2 protein-coding genes are annotated in these 1760 nt (G+C 49.5%); one reads left to right on the forward strand and one right to left on the reverse strand.

All coding sequences use genetic code 11. The annotated features are described in order from the left end of the window. On the reverse strand, positions 1 to 67 hold a 67-nt coding region (locus PX481_RS07170), incomplete at its 3' end, for a helix-turn-helix domain-containing protein (RefSeq protein ID WP_155117941.1). A 315-nt stretch (positions 68 to 382) separates the two neighbouring features. On the opposite strand from PX481_RS07170, the gene PX481_RS07175 reads away from it, so the two are divergent. Continuing rightward, positions 383 to 1600 carry an ATP phosphoribosyltransferase regulatory subunit gene (locus PX481_RS07175; RefSeq protein ID WP_002760878.1) on the forward strand — a complete coding sequence of 406 codons (1218 nt, stop codon included), beginning with the start codon at positions 383 to 385 and terminating at the stop codon, positions 1598 to 1600. Positions 1601 to 1760: the final 160 nt, after the last annotated feature.

The following is a 1760-nucleotide window of genomic DNA, read 5'->3' on the forward strand; positions in this document are numbered from 1 at the left end:
ATGTGCGCCGCAATAGCGACTCTTGTTCTGGTGTGGGGTAAAATCGAAACGAATAGGCTTTTTCCATATCCCGCATTCTAGCATATATCGTGTAAATGTGCTAATATTTGACGGTAAAGCCGTCGTAGAACGACGGGGTTTCAGACCCAAAATTTTCGATGAAATTTGCAATCCCATTGAATTTGACCCCGTATTATGGGAACTAACCCCCAAAAGCCTTGCTACAGGGCAAATTTAGAATTGCTGTCTTCACCCCGACATTTGAGATAAAAACCCCTAAGAGGATTTGTTAGGGGTTTTTACCCATCAGGAAACTGGTCACAACTTGTCGTAAAGTGAAATAGGACTGACCAGTGCCACCGATTTTGATTAGCAAACTCCCATGATTCATCAACCCCCGGCGGGGACAAGGGATTTATTACCCCTAGAAGTTACCCAAAAAGGCTGGATTAACGATCGCCTTCAGTCTGTCTTTCAGCGTTGGGGCTATCAAAGGATCGTCACCTCCACCATTGAATGGCTCGATACCCTCACCGCAGGCGGTGCGATCGATCCCAGCACCGTGATCCAACTCCACGGGGATAGTCAAGGACTATCGGGATTACGCCCTGAATTAACCGCTTCCATTGCCCGCAGTGCCGTCACCCGCATGAGTGGGGAGTCCTATCCCCAACGTCTCTGTTATCGGGCTAACGTTTTTCGTCGCCCTAGCGCCGGTTATCACGGTCGTCAAGTGGAATTCTATCAAGCGGGGGTAGAACTGCTCTTTTCTGGCGGTTTACTAGCCGATGCCGAGATTTTACTGCTCCTGGCCGACTGTTTCGATAGTTTGGCCGTCCCTAACTGGCAGATTATTTTAGGAGAAGCGGGTTTGACTCGTTCGCTACTTTCTCCCTTTCCGGATCCCTTACGCGAACAGGTGAAACGCTGTTTAGCCCTCCTCGACTACGTTAGCCTCGAAAATCTTCCCTATCCTAACGAAATCCTCCGGCAGCAAGCCCGACAATTATTCCAGCTGCGCGGTAATCCTGAGGATGTCCTCGCACAAGTGGCAGTATTGGCCCAGGAAGAATCAGCCCAAAAAGCCGTTAATAACCTTAAATCCCTAGTAGAGCTGCTTAATGCCGATCGCTCTGGGCCTTTCCCCCTAATTCTCGATTTAAGTCTGATTCAAACCTTTGATTACTACACCGGCATCGTTTTTAAAGCGGTTAGTGATCACCAGCAAAATCTCAGTATTTTAGGCCAGGGCGGACGCTATGATCAATTATTGGGCGTTTTTCATCCCCAGGGCCAATCGGCTCCGGGTATCGGTTTTTCCCTGAATATCGAAGAACTGCACGAAAGTTTATTATCGGGGCAGACTTTACCCACTCAAGCTGCCCCCCTCGACTGGTTGCTTATCCCTTTGGGTAATAACGCCCAGATAGCGACTTTTAGTAAAGCTCGCTCCCTTCGCACCGGTGATCCGAATCTGAGAGTGGCGATCGATTTAGGGGGTCGCAGCGAGGCACAAATTCGTACCTATGCCCGCGATCGAATGATTAAAAATCTCGCCTGGGTGCAGGAAGATGGTTCCGTGAGCGAAGAATCTCTCTAAAAGGGGGCAAAAGCAGCGAAAATACTGCCTTCTGCCCGCTGCTATAGGACTCTATCTAGGGTTTGCGGCAAAAAGTACGGGCGAAGCATTCGGGCAATAACCTATCGGTGAAACCGTAGATTTTTTATCCGAATGCTTCGCCCCTACAGGACGCGGGCCG

It is taken from the genome of Microcystis sp. M53603_WE2, assembly GCF_030065435.1.